Origin of the sequence: Ralstonia sp. GX3-BWBA (assembly GCF_003290055.1) — a bacterium.
GTDB classification, from domain to species: domain Bacteria; phylum Pseudomonadota; class Gammaproteobacteria; order Burkholderiales; family Burkholderiaceae; genus Ralstonia; species Ralstonia holmesii.
This window is the reverse complement of the sequence record NZ_QMKS01000016.1, coordinates 110791-134715: the sequence shown is the minus strand read 5'-3', so window position 1 is coordinate 134715 and position 23925 is coordinate 110791. Positions and strand designations below refer to the sequence as shown.

At 65.6% G+C, this 23925-nt stretch carries 20 protein-coding genes; 11 read left to right on the top strand and 9 right to left on the bottom strand.

Annotated features, from left to right (window positions below):
• Window positions 1-127 precede the first annotated feature (127 nt).
• Window positions 128-1174 carry a porin gene (locus tag DOD19_RS17025; protein ID WP_024977456.1) on the top strand — a complete coding sequence of 349 codons (1047 nt, stop codon included), beginning with the start codon at window positions 128-130 and terminating at the stop codon, window positions 1172-1174.
• Between the two features lie 276 nt (window positions 1175-1450).
• On the opposite strand, the gene DOD19_RS17015 is transcribed toward DOD19_RS17025, so the two are convergent.
• Both DOD19_RS17015 and DOD19_RS17010 read right to left on the bottom strand, forming a co-directional pair.
• On the bottom strand, window positions 1451-3721 hold the full coding sequence (locus DOD19_RS17015; RefSeq protein ID WP_112186811.1) for a mechanosensitive ion channel family protein: 2271 nt from the start codon (window positions 3719-3721) through the stop codon (window positions 1451-1453).
• Window positions 3722-3787: 66 nt separating this feature from the next.
• Complete coding sequence (locus DOD19_RS17010; RefSeq protein WP_112186760.1) at window positions 3788-5053, bottom strand: MFS transporter; 1266 nt, start codon at window positions 5051-5053, stop codon at window positions 3788-3790.
• A gap of 119 nt (window positions 5054-5172) precedes the next feature.
• On the opposite strand from DOD19_RS17010, the gene DOD19_RS17005 reads away from it, so the two are divergent.
• The gene (locus DOD19_RS17005; RefSeq protein WP_112186758.1) at window positions 5173-5889 is read left to right on the top strand and encodes a glutathione S-transferase; all 717 of its coding nucleotides are present in this window, start codon (window positions 5173-5175) and stop codon (window positions 5887-5889) included.
• A 43-nt stretch (window positions 5890-5932) separates the two neighbouring features.
• On the opposite strand, the gene DOD19_RS17000 is transcribed toward DOD19_RS17005, so the two are convergent.
• From DOD19_RS17000 to DOD19_RS16985, 4 genes are all read right to left on the bottom strand, one after another.
• Window positions 5933-6334: a hypothetical protein gene (locus DOD19_RS17000; protein ID WP_024977452.1), complete on the bottom strand. Its 402-nt coding sequence runs from the start codon at window positions 6332-6334 to the stop codon at window positions 5933-5935.
• A 41-nt stretch (window positions 6335-6375) separates the two neighbouring features.
• Window positions 6376-6798 (bottom strand): hypothetical protein, encoded by a 423-nt coding sequence (locus DOD19_RS16995; protein WP_024977451.1) that lies wholly within the window; start codon window positions 6796-6798, stop codon window positions 6376-6378.
• 336 nt (window positions 6799-7134) lie between these two features.
• Window positions 7135-7362 carry a hypothetical protein gene (locus tag DOD19_RS16990; RefSeq protein ID WP_024977450.1) on the bottom strand — a complete coding sequence of 76 codons (228 nt, stop codon included), beginning with the start codon at window positions 7360-7362 and terminating at the stop codon, window positions 7135-7137.
• A gap of 44 nt (window positions 7363-7406) precedes the next feature.
• Window positions 7407-7616: a hypothetical protein gene (locus DOD19_RS16985; RefSeq protein ID WP_112186756.1), complete on the bottom strand. Its 210-nt coding sequence runs from the start codon at window positions 7614-7616 to the stop codon at window positions 7407-7409.
• A 275-nt stretch (window positions 7617-7891) separates the two neighbouring features.
• On the opposite strand from DOD19_RS16985, the gene DOD19_RS16980 reads away from it, so the two are divergent.
• Complete coding sequence (locus DOD19_RS16980; protein ID WP_112186754.1) at window positions 7892-9106, top strand: hypothetical protein; 1215 nt, start codon at window positions 7892-7894, stop codon at window positions 9104-9106.
• A 10-nt stretch (window positions 9107-9116) separates the two neighbouring features.
• On the opposite strand, the gene DOD19_RS16975 is transcribed toward DOD19_RS16980, so the two are convergent.
• Window positions 9117-10274, bottom strand: coding sequence for a cation diffusion facilitator family transporter (locus DOD19_RS16975; protein ID WP_024977447.1), 1158 nt, complete (start codon window positions 10272-10274; stop codon window positions 9117-9119).
• A 240-nt stretch (window positions 10275-10514) separates the two neighbouring features.
• Here DOD19_RS16975 and DOD19_RS16970 point away from each other — a divergent pair, with 240 nt between their 5' ends.
• From DOD19_RS16970 to DOD19_RS16945, 6 genes are all read left to right on the top strand, one after another.
• A complete protein-coding gene (locus DOD19_RS16970) occupies window positions 10515-11183 on the top strand; it encodes a response regulator transcription factor (protein WP_024977446.1) in 669 nt (222 codons plus the stop codon).
• Between the two features lie 7 nt (window positions 11184-11190).
• Window positions 11191-15522, top strand: coding sequence for a transporter substrate-binding domain-containing protein (locus DOD19_RS16965; RefSeq protein ID WP_112186809.1), 4332 nt, complete (start codon window positions 11191-11193; stop codon window positions 15520-15522).
• Window positions 15523-15667: 145 nt separating this feature from the next.
• Window positions 15668-17290, top strand: coding sequence for an NAD(P)/FAD-dependent oxidoreductase (locus DOD19_RS16960; RefSeq protein WP_204360073.1), 1623 nt, complete (start codon window positions 15668-15670; stop codon window positions 17288-17290).
• 28 nt (window positions 17291-17318) lie between these two features.
• Window positions 17319-18209 (top strand): SDR family NAD(P)-dependent oxidoreductase, encoded by an 891-nt coding sequence (locus DOD19_RS16955; RefSeq protein WP_112186750.1) that lies wholly within the window; start codon window positions 17319-17321, stop codon window positions 18207-18209.
• A 9-nt stretch (window positions 18210-18218) separates the two neighbouring features.
• Entirely contained in the window at window positions 18219-19241 is a 1023-nt protein-coding gene (locus DOD19_RS16950) for an alpha/beta hydrolase (RefSeq protein ID WP_112186748.1), read from the top strand.
• On the top strand, window positions 19238-20134 hold the full coding sequence (locus tag DOD19_RS16945) for a metal-dependent hydrolase (protein WP_024977441.1): 897 nt from the start codon (window positions 19238-19240) through the stop codon (window positions 20132-20134). The genes DOD19_RS16950 and DOD19_RS16945 overlap by 4 nt, the downstream gene beginning before the upstream one ends.
• Before the next feature lie 91 nt (window positions 20135-20225).
• Here the strand turns inward: DOD19_RS16945 and DOD19_RS16940 are convergent, their stop codons facing one another.
• Window positions 20226-21044, bottom strand: coding sequence for a MerR family transcriptional regulator (locus DOD19_RS16940; RefSeq protein ID WP_112186746.1), 819 nt, complete (start codon window positions 21042-21044; stop codon window positions 20226-20228).
• 86 nt (window positions 21045-21130) lie between these two features.
• Between DOD19_RS16940 and DOD19_RS16935 the strand changes: the two genes are divergently transcribed.
• Together DOD19_RS16935 and DOD19_RS16930 are read left to right on the top strand one after the other, a co-directional pair.
• On the top strand, window positions 21131-22288 hold the full coding sequence (locus DOD19_RS16935) for a hypothetical protein (RefSeq protein WP_112186744.1): 1158 nt from the start codon (window positions 21131-21133) through the stop codon (window positions 22286-22288).
• Window positions 22285-23358, top strand: a complete 1074-nt coding sequence (locus DOD19_RS16930) for a DUF2993 domain-containing protein (protein WP_112186742.1) — start codon at window positions 22285-22287, stop codon at window positions 23356-23358. Before DOD19_RS16935 ends, DOD19_RS16930 begins: the two co-directional genes overlap by 4 nt.
• 16 nt (window positions 23359-23374) lie before the next feature.
• Here DOD19_RS16930 and DOD19_RS16925 read toward each other — a convergent pair whose 3' ends face one another.
• Window positions 23375-23788 (bottom strand): surface-adhesin E family protein, encoded by a 414-nt coding sequence (locus DOD19_RS16925; RefSeq protein ID WP_112186741.1) that lies wholly within the window; start codon window positions 23786-23788, stop codon window positions 23375-23377.
• Window positions 23789-23925 lie beyond the last annotated feature (137 nt).

The window sequence follows — 23925 nt, the reverse complement described above, 5'->3', positions numbered from 1 at the left end:
GCGCTTTGCCGGTGCATGCGTAACTTCAACCCTTACAGCGCAGACTTGCCTGAGAGTCGGCCCCCGAGCCAGGCCGGAAAGCCCATTCCGGCCAACACAACAGTCGTCACGACAACAAGGGAGCCACATGACCACTTCGAACCGTTCCATTCCGCTATCGGCCGTTGCACTGTCGGCACTGCTTGCCTGCGGCGAGGCGCACGCCCAATCGAGCGTCACGCTGTACGGCGTGATGGAAACCGGCCTGCGCTACAGCACCAACAACGACGCCGACGGCCACGGCAAGGCCGAGATGGCGGGCGGTTACTACAGCGGCAGCCGCTTCGGCATTCGCGGGTCGGAAGACCTCGGCAACGGGCTGAAGGCCGTGTTCCACCTGGTCAGCGGCTTTGCACCGGACACGGGCGTGGGCTCCACCAACGACATGGGCCTGGGCGGCTACAAGCCCACCACGCCTGCGACGTCGCGCCTGTTCGGGCGCCAGGCGTATGTCGGGCTGGAAGGCGGGTTCGGCTCGCTGACGTTCGGCCGGCAAGAGAACCTCGTCTTCAACACGGCCGGCCAATACGACGCGCTCTCCATTGGCAACCTCGGCGCGACAGCCTGGCACGTGACCGCCACCGGCGTGCGCATCGACAACTCGGTCAAGTACGTGGGTGATTTCAACGGCTGGCGCCCGGGCGTGATGGTCGGCATGGGCGAGCAGGCAGGCGCGTTCTCAGCGGGTAACTACAGCGCCCTGTCGCTCAACTACGCCAGCGGCCCGTTCGCCTTCGGCGGCGCGTGGGAGCAGCAGAAAGACCTGCAATCGGTCGGCACGCGCACGTGGACCACCGGCGGCAGCGTACAGGTCGGCCCCGCAAAACTGATGCTCGGCTACATCAACTACCGCGACGGCACGCCCACCAAGAACGACCTCATCCTCGGCGGCGTGAAGTACGACTTCAGCGGACAGTACAACCTGGTGGTCGGCGGCATGGCCACCCGCCAGCGCGACCCCGACGGCCTGCGCTACACCGCATACGCGATCATGAATTACGTGGTCAGCAAGCGCACGTGGCTATACGTCGGCATGGACTACACCCACCAGAAGGATGCGGGCACCGTGCTCGCAGCCGCGCTGCCCAAGGCCTCGCAGACCGGCGTGATGGTCGGCATGCGCCACGGGTTCTAAAACGAAGACACGGCCTGGGCGAAAACACACGCGCCCAGACGGTTTGGCTTTTGGCTTTCCCTGCCCTAGATGGCGCCTTGAATTTCTGTTGCAGAGAGGAAAAAGAGTGCAGGCCTGTTTGAGCGAAGCGAGTTGCCTGCGCTCCCTCTCTGCGACATAAATTCAAGGGGAAGTCGCCATCTCGGGCGCGCCTTTCTTTGCTTACTTTCTTTGGCAAGACAAAGAAAGTGAGTCGGCCCCGGCAGGGGACGAAACAGCAGCAAACCATCAACGCCCTTACGCCGGCGCAGCAGCGGGTGGTTCATTAGAAGCCGACGCCCCTTTCCCCTCATCCGCCCCAACCCGCGTCATCCACTCCTCAAACGCCGCCGAAGTCCGCAACACCGTCCCCGGCGCCGCCAGCGGCACGTGCGCCTGATCGAACGCATCCTTGAGCACAACGTTGAACGCCCGCAGCACGTCAGCCTGCTTCTGCGGGCGCGTCTTGAACCGCCCCTTGACGATCATCGCGCCACCTTCGAAGCGGTCCAGCCCGAAAATTTCCGCACCGCCGAGCAGCGTGTAGGCAAAGCGCGGCTCACCAGCAATCTGATCAGCCGCCGTGCGCACGAGCTCGATCGCCTGCTGCGGTTCAGCCTCCATCGCCACGCGTACTTCAAAATCGGCAAACGAGTAATCGCGCGAGAGGTTGCGCACGGTCTTGATCTGGCTGAACGGAATCGACAGCACCGCACCGGTGCCGTCGCGCAGCCGCACCGTGCGGATGGTCAGGTTGATGACCGAGCCTGTGGCCACGCCCACGTCCACCGTATCGCCCACGCTGATGGTGTCTTCCATCAGGATGAAGATGCCGGTGATGAAATCCTGCGCCAGCGACTGCGCACCAAAGCCCACCGCCAGGCCGATCACCCCAGCGCCGGCTACCAGCGGCGTCACGTTGACGCCCAGGTTGGCCAGCACGCCGATGCTGGCCGTCACCACCAGCGTCACCTTCAGGCCATTACGCAGCAGCGGCAGGATGGTCAGCGCGCGCGTGCTGGGCTGCGCCCGCGCCGAGGCCGGCGACAGCGCCCGCAAGATCGCCGTGTCGAGCAGGATCCAGACGAGCCAGGTGGCAAAGACGGTGCTGATCAGGCCCACCATGGCATCGGCGATGCGTTTGCCGTTGACGGAGCTGTGCGCCAGCTCCACCAGCGTGTGGCCCCACACGCGCAGCACCAACTCAAGAAAGGCGATCCAGATGACAAGTTTGATCAGCGCACCAACGAAATGCTTGAGCCGCTCCACGTAAGGCGAACTGCGCCCCAGACGTAGGTGCGAGCGCCAGTTCGCGCGGGGGCGAATCAGCGCCGACAGAAAGAACGCCGCCACCAGCAGCAGCGACGTCATCACCGCGCGGCGCGCCACGACGTCAACGTTGTCGGGCGTCGTCAGCGTGGCCACGACGGTGGCGCTCGCCAGCACCACCACCGGCACGGGCCAGAACGCCGCCAGCAGACGGCGGACCTGGTTGCCCGTGTGTTCGCCGCTGCGCAGCTCCAGCGGGCGATTGGCGATCAACTGCCCGATCGGCCGGCGCGCCCACAATGCGCCCACCGCCAGCATCAATGACGCCACCACGTTGCACGCCGTGGCCAGCAGCAGACTGAGCGAGCCGCCCAGCACCAACGCCACGCGCGGGTCGACCAGCGCATCGCCACAGGCCCCCAGACTGGCCGTCAGAAAGATCGGCCACATGCCGTGCTTGAACAGGTATTCCACCGCGACGCGCCGGTGCGCACTGCCGGAAAAGAGCGAGAACAGCATCGCCACGCCCGCCGTGATGATCGCGCCCCATACGATGGCGTAGGCCAGCACCAGCGCCAGGACAAAGCCGGGCGAGGCTTCGCGCTCCAGCCGCATGATGACGGCAAAGGAAATGGCCCATGGGCCGATCTTGCGCGCCGCGTCGATCAACAACGCGCGCGTGGTCGGATGCGGCCCGAGGCCCGCCGTGAGGCCAAACACACGGCGGATCAACCAGCCCAGGGCGAGCAGGCCACCGGCAATGGCGGCCCAGATGCCCACGGTGCTGGCAAAGTCGGCGGCCAGCGACATGCGCTTGTCTGGCGAGAAGAGCAGGCCGGCATTACCGCTGGCGGCCTCGATGCGGCGCAGCCAGTAGCGCGGCGCCCCGGCTTCCACATCGGCCTGCAACGAGCCGTTCTCGATGAGCGACGCCACCGCGCCCAACAGACCCGGCGCCTGTTCGGCCTGAACCTTCTGCTGCGCGCTCATGCCGTCGCGCAACTGCTTCAGTTCATTGACGAGGGCCGTGCGCTGCTGGTCGTTGTTGAGCAGCGTGATGACGGTGTCGAGCGACTGGCGTGTCTGCGCAGGGTCCGCCGCCGGCGCCGATGCGCTGGCGGTGGAGCTCGGCAGCCCGGCCAGTTTGGCAAACGACACCGGGGCAGCGTTGACCACGTTGGCGGCGCAGGCCACCAGCACAAGCAGGAACGATGCGAGCGGCCACAGTCGCCGCGTCAGGAAGAGAGAATGAGTACGCATGACAGGGAAAGCGATCGTGCAGACATCGACCACGGCACGATACGCGAATTCCCCGGGCGCACAACCTCACCGCTTGGCGCCCTGCGGCAGCGGAGCCCGCCGCCAGAGCCAGACCGCCGTGCCCAGCGCACATGCCATGCACGCCATCACCAGGGCCACCACCCCGGGCCAGCCCCACGGCGCGTAAAGCTTGCCGCCTGTCGTGCCGATCAGGCTGGAGCCCAGGTAATACGCCAGCAGATACAGCGCCGCAGCTTGCCCCTTGGCACGCTGCGCACGGCGCCCAACCCAGCCGCTGGCCACCGCGTGCGCGCCGAAAAAGCCGAAGGTCAGCAGCGCGATGCCGCCAATCACCAGCACCAGCGGCCCCGCCAGAGTCAGCAGCACGCCCGCCGACATCAGCGCCGTGCCCGCCAGCAGCATGCGGCCCCGGCCATGGCGATCCGCCAATCGGCCAAACCAGGCGGAAGCGCCAATGCCCAGCAGGTACACCATGAAGATGCCGCCCACCGCCGTCTGGCTGAGGGCATACGGCGCATCGAGCAAGTGAAAGCTCGCGTAGTTGTAGATCGTGACGAAGCCGCCCATCAGCAGAAAGCCCATGGCGAACAGCGCGCGCAGGCCCGGCTCGCACAGATGCGCGCCCAGCGTGTCGAACAGATCGCCCAGCGCCACACCCTTGCGCGGCACAAAACGGCGCGACGGCGGCAGCAGCCACAGGAACGCCAGCGCCACCAGCAAACCCAGCGTGCCGGTAAAGCCGATGGCGGCACGCCAGCCAAAATGGTCAGCCACGGCGCCGGTCAACACACGTCCGGCCATGCCGCCGAAGGCCGTCCCGCCGATGTACAACCCCATCGCCATGCCAAGCCCTTGCGGATGCACCTCTTCGGCCAGATACGCCATCGCCACCGCCGGCACGCCGCCAAGGACCACGCCCAGCAAGGCCCGCGTGGCCAGCAACCCGTGCCAGCCCGGCAGCACAGCCGCCGCCAGCGTGAGCCCCGACGACAGCACCAGCGACACGCCCATCAGCGTCTTGCGATGGATCGACTCCGACAGCAACCCCGCAAACAGAATCGCAAATGCCAGCAGCAGCGTGGACACCGACAGCACGAGGCTCGTCTGCGCGGGCGTGAGGCCGAAGTCGTGCGCCAGCATTGGCATGAGCGGCTGCACGCAATACAGCAGCGAGAACGTAGAGAAGCCCGCCGCGAACAGCGCCAGATTGGCGCGCAGATAACCGGGGTGGCCCCGGACCAGCCAGTGGGCAGGATCAGCGGCGTCGATGGCGGGCGAAGGAACCTGCGAAGAAGAAAGTGGAGCGTTCACGGCGGGCGGGTTGAAACAAGCGCAGAGGCAAGCGCCTATTATCGTTCGCAGGCACCGTTCCCGCTGCGATGCGGCATCGCTCTTGCTGCGCAGCACCCACCTCGCTTATCCGCCCGACCATGGACACCACGCTCTACTACTGGCCCGAAATCCAGGGCCGCGGTGAATTCGTCCGGCTGGCGCTGGAGCAGGCCGCCGTGCCCTATACCGACCTCGGCCGCGAAGATGAATCCGCCATCGAAGCGTTTCTCGACGATGCCGGCATTCCGACGCCGCCGTTCGCGCCACCGTTCCTGGTGGCCGGGCCGCTGGTGATCGCGCAGACGGCCAACATCCTGCTCTACCTGGGCCAGCACTACGGCTTGGCTCCGCACGACGAAGCCGGTGGCCTTTGGACGCACGGCCTGCAACTGACAATTGCCGATTTTGTGGTGGAGATTCACGACACGCACCACCCCATCGCGTCAGGCGAGTACTACGAAGACCAGCGGCCCGAAGCGAAGCGCCGCACGCAGGATTTTCTCGATCACCGCGCGCCCAAATTCCTGCATTACTTCGAGCGCGTGCTCGAGCGCAACCCCGCCGGCCCGACATGGGCCGTGCGTGATGCGTTGACGTATGTGGATTTGTCGCTGTTCCAGATCGTGGCGGGGCTGCGCTACGCATTTTCGCGCCACATGCGGCGATACGAGCGCGAGCTGCCGCATCTGGTGGCGCTGCACGATCGCGTGGCGGCGCAGCCGAACATCGCGGCGTATCTGGAATCGCCGCGGCGCATTCCGTTCAACACGATGGGCATTTTCCGCCACTACCCCGAGCTCGATGCGCTGAAATGACAGAACCCGGCGCAAGGCCGGGTTCGCATGGAGATTGAATCGCTCAGACCGCCAGCGGCGTATCGGGCAACCTGCGGGGCAACCGGCCGCGAATGTCTTCCAGCGCCGCGGGCCAGCTTTCGATGGCGGCCAGATCGTGGATGTCCTGCAGATTGATCAGCAGATCCACCACCTGATCGTCGTCGACATTCACGCCAGAGCAGCGCAGCGCACACGCGAGCGGATCGTCGCCAGGCACACGCAGCAGACTGACGCCCAGGCGCTCGATGGCGCCGCAGTAAAACGCATCGTCGATGAGAATGCCGACGCCGCACCGACGGTTGTCGAGGCCTCGGTAACGCGGCTCGCCGTCGGCGTCTTCGGAGCGGCATTGCTGTGCGAGCAGGTGCGTGCGCACGCGTTCAAAAATGTCCTCGATGCCGAGGAACGTCCCCTTCCCTTTCATGGCGTCACCTTCTATAGGGTGATCTGTGACCGGCCGGTCGGTCAGAATGTATCGACGAGAGCGCCGCTCAGGCCGAATTGGCGCGCAATCGACTGCAGGCGGTCCTTCCACTCCCACGTGCCGAACACGTCGTGCGCGTTCTGCAGCTTGGAGAGCAGCTCGACGGTGTCGCGGTCGTCCACGTCAATGCGCGCACGCTTGAGCGCGCGGCGCAACGCGATGACGCCGGCATCCATGTAACGCGGAATCTCGTTGGTGGGCTTGAGGATGTAGCGCACCGGCACGCTTTCCATCGACGTGGTGTAGTCGCGCACGCCGATCAGGTTACCGATCGGGCAGCAGCGCCCGCCCTGGCCATGGTACGCAGCACCGCCGCGCGGCAGGATGGCAGCACCGCCCTGTCCGAACAGATGGCGGACTGCGCCGTCGTAGATTTCTTGTTTGCTGAGATATTGCGTCTTCATGTTCTTTCCCCTGACCCCAGATTGCAGGCGTCGCCGATTCGATTCACTTCCGACTTCCGGCCTGACGTTGCGTCCGACGTCGCACAATCTGCCATCCGTGCGATCTATCTTGGTTCAGGATGCACCAGAACCATGGGCCGAAAAAGGACCGGAATGTAAGTCATTTTTACCGTTTGCTTTTTGGCAACGGATTGCCCGCAAAGGTGCGCCAGTCAACGCTTTGCGGGTGCTTCAGACACCACGCGATCGGGCCGTTTTGGCATGCCCTGATGCGCGCTCGCAACAGCATGTGCGCATGGCTGCTCGCACGTGGCGCATGCGTCGTAGGCGCGGCGCTTACATCCCGATGATCTGGTCTGCGTGGCCGAGACAGAAGCCACGTCGGTCATGGTGCCCACAGGTGGGCATCACCTCGTAGCCGGCAGCGCGCAGCAACACTGCACGCGCGGCCACCTCCACCGGAGGCAGGGGCTGCCCCGAGTCTTCATCGCGCACCAGCCGGCCGAGTTGGGCAAACGGCTGGCGCAGCAGATGGTCCAGATCCAGCGATCCGCAGTACCGCATCACATCACCTTCTTCAAAACGGCGGCAGCACTGGGGTGCGCCGACTACATCGATTCGTCTGCCAGCTCAGGACACGCAACGAGCGTCCGGCGCACACGCGCATAGGCGGCACGCTGCGCCCAGATCGAGTCGGTCAGGGCCGCGATGAGCGCATCGCGTGGCAGGCTTTGCGGTGCCACGCCGAACTGCGCCTCCACGGTACGTAGAGCCTCCGTCACTTCGCTTCGCCATCGGGCGTCGAGTCGCTGGGTCATGTTGTTCTCGTTGGGTCGGTTCTGGCGCGGTGGGCGGCGGGCTTGTGCCCACTCTGGCCGCGCTGGGAAGGGATTGGCGGAATGGGTTCCGCTCTTGTTTGTGAAGAACGGCACACGGGGCCGAAACTTGATTGCTGCGGCGGGGGGTAAACCGGCGCCTCCGTCGGACTTTGCGACACCCGGCGCCACTCCGCCAAATGGGCTCCCCCATTCGCGCAGCAACTTCGGCGGGTGCCCGTGGCCCAATCGGTTCTGCAACCGCCACCGAGCCACCGATGAAGATGGAGCGTCACGTGTCCCGACTGTCTTTCCTGCGCCGTACCGTGCTGGCCCTTGCCTGCGCGCTGACCGTGCCCGCCGTTGCGACGGCCGGCGCCCCCGACCCGCGTCAATACATGCATGGCATTGGCGCGGTGCCTGGCACAACGGCCAACACCTTCAACGTGTTCTTCAGTGCCTCGGGCCTGCCCCCGCGCGGCGCCGATCGCAGCGGCAGCTGGCCGCACGATGTCTATGTCGCGCAATGGCATGCCGACACGGGCGTACTCGATGCCCCGCGCATCTTCATCCAGAAGCCCGAAGCACAGGAACCTGTGACGGTGGCCCGCAACCGCGCTGGCCAGGTGATGGTGTCATTTGAAGACGGCTGGAATGCGCCGGAGAACGTCAACCAGCGCTTCGGCATCTACGACACCGCGCTGCGGCCCATCAAGCCGTATCCGCAACTGGTGGAATCCGGTGGGCACTCGGGCCACATCACGGCCGTGGGCGACCGCTTCGTGGTGTTCTATTCCGATGGCTGGATCACCGGCGGCGGCGTCGACAACCTCGGCAGCGGCAACGGTGTCTACCTGAAGGTCTACGACGGACGCGGCCGTCGCCTGCACAACGTCGATGTTGCCGATGGCCGGCGCGAATGGTGGCCCATGGTGGCAGGCGGCAGCACCAACGCGCTGCTGGCCTGGCAGCAGTTCGTGCCGGGCCAGACCGAGGCCAATCTGAAGATCGCCGTCTTTGATCCGGTCAGCGGACGCGTAACGGGCGAGCAGCTTCTGCACAAGCATCTGCAGTACTACACCTACAGCGTCACGTGGATGCCGGCGATCGAGCGGTACTTGCTGGTGGGCGTAGCCAAGGGCAACGGCTTTGCTGATCTGATCGACACGACGGGCAAGGTGCGCGCGTCCATTCCATGCATGCCGGCAACCGTGCGCGAAGCGGGCATCACCGTGAACCAGAACACCGCTTATACGCCCGCCGCTGATGGCCGCCTGCTGCAACTGCAGGCGGGGCCGGATTCGCTCACGCTATCGGCCACGCTGCTGAACACCGACGGCAAGCGCGTGCAATGGCGCCCGGTGGGCAGCACCGGTTTGCTGCGCACGTCGGGCGCAATAGACTGGATGTCGCTGACGGAAAAGGGGCTGGAGCAGCTGCACTTCGACCCCACCAAGACGCAGCCGGCCAACGCGGTTGACCAATGCCGTTAGCGCGACAAGCTTAAGCGTCGGTAACGTCGGTAACAAGCACGCGCAGGCGTACGATGCCATCCCACCTGGTGTGGATGGCATCGGCAATGCGGGCGATTTCGGGGGCCAGCGCCGGCGGCAGAACCAGGTCGACCTCCACCGCGCCATCGACGTAATGCAGCACGCAGTGGCGCGCGTCCAGCGGCGTGCCGGGCGGCAGCAGTTGTGCCAGCACGGCATGCAGCGCATCGCGATCGGGTAGCGGCACGGGGTCGGTCGCGATGTGCTCGCGCGGGTCGACGTGAATCTGCACGTCGAGCACCGCCATCGCCGTGTGTGCCGTCAGCACGTTGGTGCGGGCCCGGACGGCAATCGCATGGCCCTCGCTCACGGAGACACGCGGGTCCACCTCGATATGCGCGTCCACCAATGCCTGGTCTCCCGTCACACGCGTACGCAGATCGTGCACATTGATCACGCCCGGCGTGGCTTCCAGGCTGACCCGGATCGCCTCCACCTGCGCGGGCGGCAAGGCCCGGTCCATCAGGTCATTGAGCGCCTCCCAACCAAAGCGCACGCCCACACGGCCAATCATCAGCCCGACGATGCAGGCGGCCACCGGGTCGAGCCAGTGATAGCCCATCAGGTTGCCCGCCACGCCAATCGCCGCCACCAACGACGACACCGCATCGGAACGCGCATGCCACGCATTCGCAATCAGCATGCGTGAGTTGATGCGCTTGGCCACGGCCAGCATGTAACGGAAAAGTCCTTCTTTGGCCGCCAGCGCGATCAGTGCCACGACCAGCGCCAGACCATGGACCGGCGTCGGCCCCTGCGGCGAGCGCAGGCTCTCCACCGCGGCCCAGATCATGCCCGCGCCCGCGCCCATCAGCAGCAGCCCGAGCCCCAGCGACGCGGCGTTCTCATAGCGCGCGTGGCCATATTGGTGGTCTTCGTCTGGCCCCTTGTGGCTGTTGCGGTTGGCAATGAAGACGATGCCATCGGCGATCAAGTCGGACAGCGTATGCAACCCGTCCGCCACCAGGCCCTGCGAATGCGACCACAGCCCCGCCGCAATCTGCCCCGCCGAGAGCAAGCAGTTGACGCTCGCACTTACCAGAGTGGAGCGTTCGGCGCTCTGCTTGCGTGCGGCCGCAGAAGGTGCTGTCGAGGATGTGGGCGTCATGGGAAATCGGTGCGATCAAGCGTGCGAAGCAATCGCGAGCATTGTGCCACGCACCGACGCGCCGCCTTGGCCCGAAATCATGGCTGCGATCGCAACGCGATGCGACGAATTTGCACCAGAAAAGCGCAGATCGGGGCGTACTAATAGGACTTTTCCGATGTTCCGCCCCTGAGGCTTCGGCGATTCTCAGCAATGCGGCAAACACGTTGCCGCACGTTACACGCTCGGAGACACGTCGACATGCAGGCCCCCATCCAACTCGTCATTGCAGATGATCACCCCGGCGTGGTGGCGGCCGTGCGGCGCCTCGTATCGGTGGTCGACGGCTTCGAGGTGGTGGGCGAAGCCAGCAACGCCGATGAGCTGCTCGCCGTGCTCGGCCGCGTGCGCTGCGACCTTGTCATCACCGACTACGCCATGCCCGGCAGCCGCTATGGCGACGGCATCCTCCTGCTCGAATTCCTCGTGCGCCGCCACCCGGACCTGCGCGTGATGGTACTCACCATGCTTGAGACCCGCGCACTGATGAGCAACATCCTGCGCGCGGGCATCAAGGTCATCGTCAGCAAATCCGACGAGCCGCAGCACATCCTCGAAGGCATGCAGGCGGCGGCGGACGGTCGCATCTATCTCTCGCCAATGCTCAATGTCAAGCTGCTCTGCCGCAACGGCGAACCGCAGCCCGTCCACGACGACCCGGTCTCCAAACTCGGCAAGCGGGAGCTGGAAGTGCTGCGCATGTACGTGACCGGCAAGACGGTCAGCGAGATTGCCGTGCAGCTCAACCGCAGCGTCAAGACCATCAGCTCGCAGAAGCAGACGGCTATGCGCAAGCTCGAGCTTGGCACTGAGGCGGCGCTGTTCGACTTTGCGGTACGCCACGGGCTGCTGGGCAGCAGCGAGGGCTGACGCGATGATGGCGTGGCTCGCGCCCAGGACGGCTGCCCACCTGCGCGTTGGTATCGTTGCGGGGTTGCTTGCCTGCGCGGCGGCGTTTGTCTGGCTGGGCGGAGCGCGCAATGCCGACGCGGAGGACGCCGCACAGACCATTCAGCGGCTCAAGCAGTTTCCGCCCAAGGTAACGGTCGGCGTGATCAGCGACGCCATGGCTCCACTCGAAGGCGTCGAAGCCGACCGGCTCAGCGGCTTCTCGGGTGACCTGCTGATGCGTTTGATTCCGCAGGATCAGGTACGCGTCATCCCGCACGTCTTCGCACGGCGTGACGAGCTGCTCAAGGCGGCTTGCCGAGGCGACGTCGACATCATCATGAGCGTGGCACCCCGCTCGCAATACGATCACTGCCTCATCTATTCCGCGCCATACCTCGAACGCCCCATCGCGGTGGTCGCGCGCAACGACAACACGCACGTCGCGCAGAACCCGTTTGCCTCCGGCATGCGCATCGCCGTCGAGCAAGGCTCTTCACTCGAAGAAGAACTGGCGGTGCAGTACCCGAGCATCCGGCTGATCAGTACCCCCACGGCAGCCGACGCCCTCGATGCCGTGCTGCACGACGCGGCCGACGCTTACGTGGGTGTGACCTACCCCACGCGGGAGTTGATGTCGCAGCCGCGCTACCGGCGGCTGTCGATCGTGCAACTGGTGAACCAGCAGGTTGACGCGCTGCACTTTGCCGCGCCGCGTGAACAGGCGATGCTGATCCGTTATCTGGACCGCCATCTTGCCCAGTTGCCCGACGCCACCATGAGCGAGCTGCGCGCGCGGTGGATCACGCAAGGCGGCGGTCCGTTGGCGGGCCTGCAGTTGTCAGCCGACGAGCGGGCCATGCTGGCGTCGCTGCCGCCGCTACGCTACGCCGCCGACCCCGACTACATGCCGTACACCTTCAACGGATCGGGCGGCGGGATGCTCGGCATCTTTCCCGAGTACCAGAGCTTTCTCTCGCGTACGCTCGGGTTGCGCTTCGAGCGGGTGACCGTGCGCGACTGGGCCGAAGCACTCGCGAAGGCGCATAGCGGCGAGGTCGACATCCTGCTCGGCATATCCGACCAGGATTCCCGCCCCGCGGGCTTTACGCTCACCCAGCCGATCGATGCCACGCCGATGGTGATCGTCGGGCGCAGCGACGCGCTCACGGTGGCGGCGCTTCCCGAGCTTTCCGGCAAGACCGTCGCTCTGCCCACGAGCGAGACCCTGACCACGTTGCTGAACCAGAATGTGCCGAAGATCCGCATCCTGCCGGCACGTTCGGTAAGCGATGCGTTGTCCATGACGGCAACTGGAGAAGCCGATTTCACCATCGCGAACCTGCCGGTGGCCGATGCGCTGATCCGTCATCACTTTCCGGGCGAGCTGAAGGTTACCGGTTCCGCGAATACGATCGAGAGCCTCGGCGTGGGGGTGTCGTCGCGTTACGCTGCGCTGGTGCCACTCATCAACCGCGCGCTCTTCGCCATGCCCGAAGGCGAGCAGGTGAGCATCCGCAACAGGTGGCTGTCGGTGAGCTACCAGCTGGGTCCGTCGGCGTCGGCCGTGCTCGGCAGGTTTGGACCGGTAGCGGCGCTGGTGCTGGTAGCGCTGCTGGCACTCTTCATCAAGCAGATGCAGCTGCGCCGCGAGAACCACCAGCGCCGCCACGCTGAAGAAACCCTGGCTCGCCAGCTCAGCTTCCAGCGCGCGCTGATGGAAGCCGTGCCGTTCCCGCTCGTCGCCAATGACGCCGGGCACCGTTACGTTGCCGTGAATGCGGCGTTCTGCAACATGTTCGGCCGGACACGGGCATCGCTGCTCGGGCACACGCCGCAGGAGCTCGGGCTGCAATCGGTCGGCAACACGTCGCCGCTGTCCGATATCAACCGGCGCGCCGTGGAGACCAGCGAAAGCACACGCGAAGAACTCATCATCGACACGCCCGACGGGCCACGCAACGTTCTGTATTGGATCGAGCCGCTGCACATGCCGGACGGGCAGCCTGCCGGCACCGTCGCCTCGCTGGTCGACATCAGCGAGATTCGCGACGCGCAGGCCCGTGCTGAGCGCCTTGAGCAGCGCCTGCGCGAAGTCACCGAATCGCTGCCGGCGCTGGTCTATCAGTTCGAACTGCGGCCAGGCCAGGTCCAGGGGCGCATCACCTACGTCGCCGGCAAAGCGTACGAGACGCTGGGCGCGCGGCCTCAGGATCTGCTGGACTACCTGTCCACCCCGGAGCTGCTCATTCACGAAGACGACCGGCAGCGCATGCTCGACACGGTGCTGGTCTCGGCGCAGCAGCTGACGCCCCTGGACCAGCAGTTTCGCCATGTCAGCGCAGACGGCGTGGTCCGCTGGCTGCATGCGCGCTCGATCCCGCACCGCGAAGCGGACGGCCGCACGATCTGGAACGGCTACCTGAGCGACGTCACCGCAGAGCGCGAGCAAGCCGACGCATTGGAAGCGGCCAAGAACGCGGCGGAATCGGCGTTGCACGCGAAAGACCGCTTCCTGGCCATGATGAGCCACGAAATCCGCACGCCCATGAATGGCGTACTCGGCCTGGTCGAACTGCTGCAGCAGACGAAGCTCGAGGGCGAGCAGAAGCAGATGGTCTCGTTGGTGCAGGATTCGGGACGCGCCCTGCTGCATATCCTCGATGACATCCTCGATTACGCAAAGGTCGAGGCCGGCCGATTGGATATTTCACCAACAGCCACGGACCTGCGCGACGTCTTCGACGGCACGGTGGGCCTGCTGGCAAGCCGCGCGCACGAAAAATCGCTCGCCGTACAAGTGGAGGTGGCCGCCGACGTGCCGGCCAGCGTCTCGGTCGACAGCATTCGTCTACGGCAGATCCTCTTCAACCTGCTCTCCAACGCCATCAAGTTCACCGACACGGGCAGCGTGCGGCTTTCAGCGGAGTGCACGCGCATCGAGAACGACACGGCGCACCTTGCCATCTGCGTCAGGGATACGGGCATCGGGATCTCATCCGAGGTCCAGGCCACGCTGTTTGCACCGTTCGTGCAGGCTGAGCGCTCGACTACGCGGCGCTACGGCGGCACCGGTCTGGGCCTGGCGATTTCGCGCCAGCTTGCCGGCCTGATGGGCGGCAAACTCGTCATGGAGAGTGTTCCCGGGCATGGCACAGCAGTCACGCTGCACCTGGCCGTGCCGATGCTCAGGGCGCAGTATGCGTTGCCGCAACTGGCAGGCCGCAGCGTTGCCATTTTGGTGGACGACCCGGCCGTGCGGCACAGCCTCACGCAGTTCGCGATCGCGGCCGGGCTGCAAGCGGGCCCCGCAGCCAACGCCGACATCCTGCTGGCCTCCACCGTCCAGGCAGACGCACGCACGATCCGCATCACTTCAGAAGCGTGCTATGCCGGACCCGGCAACACACTGAGCAGCAACCCGCTGAACTGGCACGCCTTCGTGCAGGCGTGCGAGCGCACGCTCCCTCGATTTGACGATATGCAGGCGGCCAGCGCGGCGGTACACACACTCGCTGCCACCACCCCCTGTGATGCGCCGGGAGCGCATATCCTCGTGGCGGAAGACCACCCGATCAACCGCGAACTGATCGCCAAGCAACTCCGGCTACTGGGTTATCGCGTCACGCTGGCCGAAGACGGCGTCGTCGCGCTCGAGCGTCTGCACGAACATCATTTCGATGCGTTGCTCACGGACTGCCACATGCCGCGCATGGACGGCTTCGACCTGGCGCGGCACATCCGCCACGAAGAACGCGCCGACGGCCCTCGCCTGCCCATCATCGCCATCACGGCCACCACGCTCGCCGAGGAACACGCGCGGTGCCGCGCAGTGGGAATGGACGCAAGCCTGCTGAAGCCGACCACGCTTGTCACGCTGCAAGAAGCGCTGTCTGCGCTATGGAGCCCCGAAGCCGCAGAACCAGCGGAAGCGCCCCAGGAGGAGCCATTCGCCCTGTCGCTCGACGATCTGCACGCCGCGCTGGGGGCCGACCCCGCCGCAGCCGGGCTGGCACAGGTCTTCCTGTCATCGCTGGCCGAGGATGCGCAGCGGCTGCAGCCGCTGCTGGACGCAATGGACCGCGCAGCGCTGCGCCAGTGGGCCCATCGCACCGGAGGCGCGCTGGCGCTGCTGCACAACCCGAGCGTCGACGCCACGTTGGAAGCCCTCTGCCATGCCGTGCATGACGGTAGCGAGCGTGACATCCGCGTCTCGGGGGGCCATGCCACGCGGCTTCTTGCGCACATCAACGCGTTGTTGAGTGCCTTCGCGCCGGCGGCCACTGAGGTTGTGCACCGCACGCAAGTGACGGATTCATAAGGGAAAACCGTTTCAAGCGATCGATGCATCGCTTTTAGACGAGCCGTTCCAATCGCCCGATTGACTCGGTCCTGGCAGCCTCCTACGATGACATCGACCAATGTCACATTAAGAGGCGCCCATGTGGTGCCCACGGAGACACCACGTGAACGCACGGACCGATTTTCCGCGCGCCGACGCTCTTGCGCCGGCCCCGCACAGCCCTGACGCCCCCGCCCTGATCGATGCCGCCATCATCGGGACGGGTTTTGCCGGCCTGGGCATGGCGATCCAGCTCAAGCAGAACGGCATCGACAACTTCCTCGTCTTCGAAAAAGCGGGGTCTGTGGGCGGCACGTGGCGCGACAACCATTACCCCGGCTGCGCGTGCGATGTGCAATCGCACTTGTATTCGTTTTCGTTCGCGCCCAATCCGGACTGGTCGCGCATGTATTCGCCGCAGCCCGAAATTCGCGCGTATCTGGAGCGCTGCACCGATGAATTTGGCGTGCGCCCGCATGTGCGCTTCCATCACGAGCTGACGCGCGCCACGTTTGACGAAGCCGCCGGCGTGTGGAATCTGGAAATGGCCGACGGCCGCCGCTACCGCGCCCGCACGCTCATTTCCGGCATGGGCGGCCTGAGCCGTCCGGCCTGGCCGAACATTCCCGGCATCGAAAACTTCCAGGGCACGGCGTTCCACTCGCAACTGTGGGAGCACGATTACGACCTGCGCGGCAAGCGCGTGGCCGTGATCGGCACAGGCGCGTCCGCCATCCAGTTCGTTCCGCAGATTGCGCCGAAGGTCGGCCGCCTCGACCTGTATCAGCGCACGCCGCCGTGGATCCTGCCCAAGCCCGACCGCAAGGTGTCGCGCGCTGAACATTGGCTGTTCCGCCACCTGCCGGTCACGCAAAAGCTGATGCGCACGGGCATCTATTGGATGCTGGAGTCGCGCGTGCTCGGCTTTGTGGTGCACCCGAAGCTGATGAAGGCGGTGGAGCGCATGGCGCGCGGTCATATCAAGCGCCGCATTGCCGATCCCGTGCTGCGGGAAAAGGTCACGCCGAACTACACCATCGGCTGCAAACGCATCCTGATCTCGAACGACTATTACCCGGCGCTCACGCGCGAGAACGTCGACGTGATCACCTCCGGCATCGCGCGCGTCGAATCCAACGCCATCGTCACCACCGACGGCACGCGGCGCGAAGTCGATTGCCTGATCTTCGGCACGGGCTTTCATGCAACGGACCCGTTCCCGCGTGGCGTGCTGCTTGGCAGCCAAGGCGTGGACATTGTCGATGCGTGGGACAAGCACGGCGCCGAGGCCTACCTCGGCACCACCGTGTCGGGCTTTCCGAACTTCTTCATGGTGGTGGGCCCGAACACGGGGCTCGGCCACTCGTCGATGGTGTTCATGATCGAGTCGCAGGTGGCATACATCGTCGACGCGCTCAAGTCGATGCGTGCGCACAACGTGGCGGCCATCGACGTACGCCCCGACGTGCAGCGCCGCTTCAACGACGGCATCCAGAAGCGGCTGTCGAATGCAATCTGGTCTGCCGGCGGCTGCGTGAGCTGGTACCTCGACCCGAAGACGGGCAAGAACACGACGCTGTGGCCGGGATTCACTTGGCAGTTCCGCCGCGCCACCGCGCATTTCCGGCTGGCGGATTACCGCACGCGCCCGATGGTTGTACCGAAGGGCGTGCCCCTGCGCGTGCCTGCCCGCACGGTGCCCGCCGCTCAAAACACCCCCAACGAAGAAGCGCTCGACCGCGTCTGACGCGCGCCCGCCCCAAGGAGACCACGCCATGAAGTCATTCAACAACCAGGTTGCCGCCATCACGGGTGCCGCGTCGGGCATGGGCCGCTCGCTGGCACTGCAGCTGGCACGCGAAGGCTGCCACCTCGCGCTGGCCGATCGCAATGAAGCGGCGCTCGCGCAGACGCTGCAACTGGTGCGTGCGCACGAAGGCGACCGCATCCGCGTGACTACACATGCCGTCGACGTGGCCGACCGCGCCGCTGTGTACCGCTGGGCCGAAGAAGCGGCCACCGCGCACGGCAAGGTCAACCTGATCTTCAACAACGCGGGCGTGGCGCTGTCCAGCACGATCGAAGGCATGGAAGACGACGAGCTGGCCTGGATCATGAACATCAATTTCTGGGGCGTCGTGCACGGTACCAAGGCGTTCCTGCCGCTGCTCAAGGCAACAGGCAATGGCCACATCATCAACACGTCGAGCATCTTTGGCATCTTCGCGCAGCCGGGCATGGGCGCCTACAACGCCAGCAAGTACGCCGTGCGCGGCTACACCGAAGCGCTGCGCCAGGAACTGGACCTGATGAACTGCGGCGTGTCGGCCACGTGCGTCCACCCCGGTGGCATCAAGACCAACATTGCCAAGTCGAGCCGCGTCTCGCCGAGCATGAACGGCTTCCTGATGCGCGACGAACAGCAAGGCAAGGCGGAGTTCGAGAAGTTCTTCATCACCTCGGCAGACAAGGCTGCGCAGGTGATCCTGGATGGCGTGCGCAAGAACAAGCGCCGCGTGCTGATCGGCCCCGACGCTCACGCCGCTGACGTGATGGCCCGCGTGCTGCCCGCCGCATACCAGGCGCTGGTCGTGCGCGAAGCCCGCCGCACGCGCAAGAAGGCACTGCGTGACGATGCGGCGCCAGCCACCGCGCGCGCAAAGTAGGAGCCGCCGATGAACACGGCCACCACCAACGAACTGTTCGCCAGCCCCCCGCGCGCGAACCTGCTCAACGTCGCCCGCGCGATGCTGCGCCCCGGCCGCATCGGCCTGCGCAGCATCGGGCGCGATGTGCTGATCGCGCGCTACGCCAAGCCGCAATCGCGCTACCTGCCGCTGATGGGCACGCGCGTGCATTACACCGATGAAGGCGCCGCCAACTCGGAAGGCACGTTGCTGCTGATCCACGGTTTTGGCGCGTCGCTGCACACGTGGGACGGCGTGTTGCCGCAGCTCACGCGGCGCTACCGCGTGATTCGGCTCGACCTGCCGCCGTTCGGCATCACTGGCCCGCTGCGCGATGCACAAGGCCGCCCGCGCGCGATGGAGCTGCCGCTGTACCGCGACTTCATCGACGCGTTTGTCGATACGCTGGGCCTGTCGAAACTGACGCTGATCGGCAACTCGCTGGGCGGCATGGTGTCGTGGGACTTTGCCGTGCGGCACCCGGGCCGCGTCGAGAAGCTCGTGCTGATCGATTCGGCAGGCTTTCCGATGAAGCTGCCGATCTACATCGACCTGTTCAATCACCTGGGCGTGCGGCTGACATCGCCGTGGATGCTGCCCGAGGGGATCATCCGCGCCGCCACGCGCGATGTATATGGCGACCCGTCGCGCGTGTCCGAACCGACGCTGCGCCGCTACGCCGACTTCTTCTATGCCGACGGTGCACGACAGGCCATCGGCAAGATGGTGCCGAAGTTCCGCTTTGACGATGTCGATACCAGCGGGCTGGCCTCGATCCGAGTGCCCACGCTCATCCTCTGGGGCCAGCGCGACCGGTGGATCCCGCCCGCGCATGCCGGTGAATTTGCCCGCCGCATTCCCGGCGCCACGCTGCGCATGTATCCGGCACTCGGCCATATCCCCATGGAGGAAGACCCAGTGCGCGTGGGGACCGACCTCTGTGCATTCCTCGATCAAGGGCGCGCATCGACGCGCCTTTCAGAAACCACATTCCAGGAGAACCGCCCATGATGCCAGTCCGCCGCGACGTGCATCCTCACCTGCCGGCTGATCGCATCAGCAACTGGCACGAGCGAGGCACGCACGTCACCCACTTCCTGAACGCGCTGTCGATCTTCTTCCCGACCGGCGAGCGCTTCTTCATGGATAGCGTGCGCAACTACCGCCATCTGGTGACCGACCCCGAACTCAAGCAGGCCGTGGCCGGCTTCATCGGCCAGGAAGCCATGCACACGCGCGAGCACGTGCTCTACAACGATCTGCTCGACCGCGCCGGCCTGCCCGCCACACGCATCGACCGCTTTGTCGGCAAATTCCTGAACGTACTGCGCAAGTGGACCCCGAAGTCGCACCAGTTGGCCGTGACCGTGGCGCTGGAGCACTACACCGCCATGCTGGCCGGGCAGGTGCTTTCACATGAAGATGGGCTGGGTCGCAACTCGGAACCCGGCTATCGCCAGGTCTGGCTGTGGCATGCCATGGAAGAGACCGAGCACAAGGCCGTCAGCTACGACGTGTGGAACCTTGCCATCAAGCCGGGCCTGCACCGTTACATCCTGCGCACGTCGACGATGCTGCTGACCACGCTGATGTTCTGGTCGATGGTGTTCTACGTGCACTTGCGGCTGATCTTTGCCGATCGCACCTGCAAGAACAAGTTCTTCGGTCTGGGCAAGGCGTTCCACTTCCTGTGGATCCACCCGGCGCCGCTGCGCAAGATCATTCCGGAGTTCTTCGACTTCTTCCGGCCTTCATTCCACCCGTGGGATGAAGACAACCGTGACGCACTTGAACGCCTGCCCAAGCTGATTTCGGAAATCGAAGCCTACGCCGCAGCAAACGGCGAGGCGCCGTCGCCGTCGATCCGCCGCAAGCTGTCGACGGCAGGTGCAGCCGGGTCTTGAGCAGGCATTCAAAACGCCTGCAGCACCCGTCGTATCAGGATCAAACTAGAAATAGATAAGGCGCGCCCCACGCATGGGCGCGCCGGAGACACTAGCCTTTGTCCGGCCCAGGCGCGTTGCCCGGCGGTTCATGCATGTGCTCGATGACCTGCGCCACGCGGTCGCCCAGGTATTTGTTGGCGGCCGTCTCAAGCGCGCGCATCAGCTCGGCTTCAACCGCCACCAGCGCCAGCGGACGGATGCGCCAGATCACGTCGACCAGACGCGGCACGTCTTCGACTGGCGGCAGATCGCTGCCGTATTTGTCGAGTTCGCGCACGACCATGGAGACGAGATCGTCGGCCACCGCCTGCGTATGCGGCCGGGCACGCTCGATGATGTCGAGCACTTCGACCAGCGGGAAACCGGCCTTTGCCATCTGCGCGCCGGCCAGCAGTGCTTTCGGGCTGCGCGCCAGATAGCCGAGGCCATCGGGTTCAAGCAGGCCAAGCGAAATGGCCCGCGCGAGCGCCTGACGCGACATGGCACGGCCAAACAGCTTGGCCAGTGCCAGGAGCGAGTAGTGCTTGGGCGACTCATCCGACCACGGGCTGGCGATGGCGGATTCGAGCCCGAGAATGGAGCGCAGGTCATGGCCCTCGACAATGGCCTTGAGCAGCTCCTGGATGTTGGAGAGCGTGTAGCCGCGCCCGAGCAGGTGATTGATGAGCTTGAGCCGCCCCAGATGCGCCTGCGTGTAGATACCCACGCGACCACGCCGCTCGGGCGGATCGATCAGGCCGCGATCCTGATACGAGCGGACGTTGCGGACGGTGGTTTCAGCCGCGCGCGCCAGTTCATCGATGGTGAACTCGCGGGCATGCGGAATAGCGGGTGGACCGGCATCGCCGGTTGGTTTGCGGGCAGGCATGCAAAAAATTCTACACGAGCGCGGCGACAGACCGCGTCGGTTACCGGAACGTTTCCGGTGCGTTTCTCGCGACGAGGAGACCGTCGATGTGGGACTTGACCTTGCGTCACCGTAATAGCGCGCTCCGGGCTGCGGGCGCGGTGGTTGCGGCGCTGCTGCTGCAAAGCTGCGCCACCGCCAGCGATGAACACGGCGCCATCGAGGCCGAAAAGGCCAAGCAGCTGGAAGATGCACGCGCGCAAGCCCGCGCACCGTTCCAGTCGGGCAACCTCGCCACGCGCGAGGTACGGCCCGCCACGCTGCGCGATTCCGGCCAGCCCGATGCGATCTCGTATCTGCGTCATGTCGATTTCCGCTTCGATGGCGGCGTGGGTTTCCTGGTCGATCAGCTCGCGCTACGCATGGTGCCGCGTGCGCCAGGCGATCCGGTGTGGCTCGACGATGTGTCGTCGTACACGCTGCAGCCAGTGAATGGTTCGGTACGCGTCACGGCCGAGAGCATGGCCGCGCTGTTCAATACCGTGGTCTTTGCGCGCGGGCAGGGCGATGACCCTCCGCTGCGCAACTTCAGCTTCTCGCTCGACGACGGCACGCTCGACATGCGCGCCGAGATGCGCCGTCGGGGCGCGTGGGTGCCGATCGAACTGCACGGCCCGCTGGTCCTGCGCGACCCGCAAACCATCGTGTTCCGCCCCAACGTGGTCAAGGTGCGAGGCCAGGATGCCAGCGCGCTGATGGGCGCCGCGCATATCGAACTGGCCGATCTGTTGCCGGTGTCGACGCCTGCCGTTCAACTGACCGCGAGCGAAATCGTCATGCAGGTGCCGAAGCTGTTTCCGCCCCCTGCGCTGGATTTGAAGCTCTCCGCCATTCGTGTCACGCGCGAGGGGCTGCTCATGCAGATCGGCGATGGCAACCCGCAGATGCCGCCGCTGGCCAACGCCGCTGACGCGCAGCGCCCGTACATCCTCTTTCGCGGCGGCGACATCCGGTTCATGCGCTCGATGCCGATGAACGCGCGCATCGATATCGTCGTGGCCGACCCGGCCAAACCGTTCGTCTTCAACCTGTACCGCTATCGCGATCAGCTTGTGGCAGGGTCGCTGCGCTTCTCGCCCGACGGCGGCATCCGCGTGCTGATGCCGTCGTTCGACTCGATCGCCGCCACCAAGCCCGCGAAGGCAACTGCCCTCGCCAAAGCGGGCAAACCCGCCCTGCAACTCGCCAAGAGGACCGCGCCATGATCGCCCCCGCCTTCGCTCTCGCCGCTCTGATGTTGCGCCTGGCGTTGGTGACGCTCGGCTTGGCCGGCCTCGTGGCCAGTGCGCTCGCCCGCGCTGCCGAGCCGCCGATGGCCAGCGCGCAACGCAAGGAGTTGACCGCGGTACGCCAGCAATGGGCGCAGCGCTGCGATCCTTCCTCCGGAGCGCCCAACGCCAGCGGCCCCGCCGTTGCGCGCGACTCGGGCACGGCACCGCCCGTCGTGCAGATGCGTGATGTGGATTTCCGCATCACCGGCGACATCGGCTTCCGCGTGCACCAACTCACCGCGCAGCTCGTGCCACACAAGCCGGGCCAGCCCGTCGACATGGACGATCCGAGCCAGTTCGACATCCGCATCCTCGGCGGCGAAGTGACGGTGCCCAAGGATTCGCTCGACGCGCTGTTCAACCGGTATCTGCTCGACTATTCGCCGCGCTCGCTCAATGCGCTGTCGCTCACGCCGGGCGACGGCGTGCTCGACGTGTCGGGCGGGCTCAAGCTACGCAATCATTTTCCCGGCGTGTGGCTGCCGTTCGGCATGCGGGGCACATTGGCGCTCAAGGAATCGCGCTACCTCGTCTATACGCCCACCGAGGCCCGCGTGATGGGTATCCAGACACTGGCGCTGCTCAAGGGAATGGGGCTGGAATTGTCGGGGCTTGCGCCGCTCAATCGCGACGGCGCCAAGCTGGACGGTAATGACATGGTGCTGGACCAATACACCGTCTTCCCGCCGCCGCGCCTGATCGGTCAAATGAAAACGGCGCGTGTCACGCCGGACGGGCTGGTGCTCGGGTTCGGCCCCGCGCCCGCGATGTGTGCGTCTGCACCAACCGACGCGGCCAGCCGCATCTGGATCCAGTCCGGTGACTTGAAGATGTACAACGTGCTGGTGACCAACAGCCGCGTGCTGGTGACCGATACGTCAACGCACGGGCCGCTGCGCTTCGACCTGTACCACTACCGCGAGGCCGCCGCACGCGGCACCACGCACATGGATGCGGACGGCACGCTACGTGTCGACCTCGCGCCGGCAGCGGCCGTCCAGTAACGCTGTCGTCGGCGCCCTATTTTTGGCAGACAGCGTGCAGGATTGCCTCGCCCTCTGAGCGCGACACGACGGCTTCCCAGCGGGGGCCGTCGATGTTTTTGGTGAGCACCGTGGCGTGCTGGCCGTCCTGGATCAGCGCGCTGACCGGCAGGATGCGCCCGTCCTTGCAGTCGTAGACGGACGTGCGTGTGTCGTACTGGTACGCCCTGCCGTCGGAGAGCTTGCGGGGCGCGTCATAGGCGTCGCGCGTCGTGGCACGCACGGTGCCGTCCTTGTTGTGCTCAATGGAGTCCTTGTCCAGATAGAGCGAGCCGCCGTTGTCGGCCAGCGGGGCCAACTTGACCCAGTTGTCGGCCGCCATGGCGGTCGAGCTACCGATTGCCAACGCGGCAGCCACCCAGTAGATCAGCGTCGTTCGTTCCGTTCGCATCGCAACCTCCGTTTGCCTCATTTCACAGACGTATGCGGGGCGACGCAGCATAGCTGCCTCGCTCTCTGCACATTCGAATTTGGCGTAGCAAACCGCATGCCCCGCGCGTGACGCTGCCACGGCAGACAACAAAAAAG

Excerpts from the sequence above, each read along its gene's own strand:
- DOD19_RS16990 (WP_024977450.1), bottom strand. The coding sequence starts at position 7,362 with ATGCGGTACTGCGGATCGCTGGATCTGGACCATCTGCTGCGCCAGCCG.
- DOD19_RS16995 (WP_024977451.1), bottom strand. The coding sequence starts at position 6,798 with ATGAAGACGCAATATCTCAGCAAACAAGAAATCTACGACGGCGCAGTC.
- DOD19_RS16930 (WP_112186742.1), top strand. The coding sequence starts at position 22,285 with ATGATCGCCCCCGCCTTCGCTCTCGCCGCTCTGATGTTGCGCCTGGCG.
- DOD19_RS16945 (WP_024977441.1), top strand. The coding sequence starts at position 19,238 with ATGATGCCAGTCCGCCGCGACGTGCATCCTCACCTGCCGGCTGATCGC.
- DOD19_RS16950 (WP_112186748.1), top strand. The coding sequence starts at position 18,219 with ATGAACACGGCCACCACCAACGAACTGTTCGCCAGCCCCCCGCGCGCG.
- DOD19_RS16975 (WP_024977447.1), bottom strand. The coding sequence starts at position 10,274 with ATGACGCCCACATCCTCGACAGCACCTTCTGCGGCCGCACGCAAGCAG.
- DOD19_RS16980 (WP_112186754.1), top strand. The coding sequence starts at position 7,892 with ATGAAGATGGAGCGTCACGTGTCCCGACTGTCTTTCCTGCGCCGTACC.
- DOD19_RS17015 (WP_112186811.1), bottom strand. The coding sequence starts at position 3,721 with ATGCGTACTCATTCTCTCTTCCTGACGCGGCGACTGTGGCCGCTCGCA.
- DOD19_RS16965 (WP_112186809.1), top strand. The coding sequence starts at position 11,191 with ATGGCGTGGCTCGCGCCCAGGACGGCTGCCCACCTGCGCGTTGGTATC.
- DOD19_RS17025 (WP_024977456.1), top strand. The coding sequence starts at position 128 with ATGACCACTTCGAACCGTTCCATTCCGCTATCGGCCGTTGCACTGTCG.
- DOD19_RS16925 (WP_112186741.1), bottom strand. The coding sequence starts at position 23,788 with ATGCGAACGGAACGAACGACGCTGATCTACTGGGTGGCTGCCGCGTTG.
- DOD19_RS17000 (WP_024977452.1), bottom strand. The coding sequence starts at position 6,334 with ATGAAAGGGAAGGGGACGTTCCTCGGCATCGAGGACATTTTTGAACGC.
- DOD19_RS16940 (WP_112186746.1), bottom strand. The coding sequence starts at position 21,044 with ATGCCTGCCCGCAAACCAACCGGCGATGCCGGTCCACCCGCTATTCCG.
- DOD19_RS16935 (WP_112186744.1), top strand. The coding sequence starts at position 21,131 with ATGTGGGACTTGACCTTGCGTCACCGTAATAGCGCGCTCCGGGCTGCG.
- DOD19_RS16970 (WP_024977446.1), top strand. The coding sequence starts at position 10,515 with ATGCAGGCCCCCATCCAACTCGTCATTGCAGATGATCACCCCGGCGTG.
- DOD19_RS16985 (WP_112186756.1), bottom strand. The coding sequence starts at position 7,616 with ATGACCCAGCGACTCGACGCCCGATGGCGAAGCGAAGTGACGGAGGCT.
- DOD19_RS17005 (WP_112186758.1), top strand. The coding sequence starts at position 5,173 with ATGGACACCACGCTCTACTACTGGCCCGAAATCCAGGGCCGCGGTGAA.
- DOD19_RS16955 (WP_112186750.1), top strand. The coding sequence starts at position 17,319 with ATGAAGTCATTCAACAACCAGGTTGCCGCCATCACGGGTGCCGCGTCG.